Source organism: Bacillus sp. P4_D3 (assembly GCF_056401855.1).
The window spans coordinates 1-764 of record NZ_JBFUIN010001143.1 but is presented as its reverse complement, the minus strand read 5'-3'; the positions used below and the strand labels follow the sequence as shown (position 1 = coordinate 764).

Genomic DNA, 764 nt, shown 5'->3' with positions numbered 1-764 from the left:
CGTTCATGGCTCGGATCTCTCTTCTTTTCGATAAAGTTATAAAATGTATCAAATTCATTATTTTCTGGTGAAACGTTATCAATTAATATAAATAATCCACTATCTTCTAACGTTCGATGTACTTCAAAAATAAATTGCAAAGGATCAACAAAGTGATGTGCGGCAATTCGGCATGTAATTGTATCAAAGGCTTCATCAGCAAATGGTAAATTTTCTGCATTTCCTGCTACAAATGATACATTTTCATGCCCGTTCCCTTCTATAAAACCTTTTGCTTTTTCTAACATTTTTTCTGTTAAATCAAGAGCGACTACCTCTTTAAACATTGGGGCTAACAAATTTGCAACATGTCCACCACCAGTAGCAATATCAAGAAGACGAGTATTATGACGAGTTTCAACTTGCTGAACTACATATTGTAAATCCGGTCCATTTGCATGAATTTTACTTTTCACATACTTCTCTGCATTACTACCAAATTGTTGTTTCACAAGTTCTTCTTTACTCATTTTTATCATCTTCTTTCTATAAAATATTATATTTAATTTATAAGTTCTCTCTATATAATTTCAAATCCTCTTTTAGTCTCGTCTCTTCTATTAGAGACCTTCTATCAAAAAAATTTAACTCTTTTATTTTTAAGTACAAAACAAAAAAGGTTATGGGAACTTATCCCACAACCCCACAAAGTATCTCTTATATTTGAGGATCTTCTTACACGTCTAAATAGCTTAATCCCCCTGTAACTTCACAAGAACTTCTAC

At 31.9% G+C, this 764-nt stretch carries 1 protein-coding gene; it reads right to left on the bottom strand.

From position 1 onward, the window contains the following. The coding region (locus AC1DTM_RS29865) for a class I SAM-dependent methyltransferase (RefSeq protein WP_477001631.1) at positions 1 to 509 on the bottom strand (509 nt) is incomplete at its 3' end. Between the last annotated feature and the right edge of the window lie 255 nt (positions 510 to 764).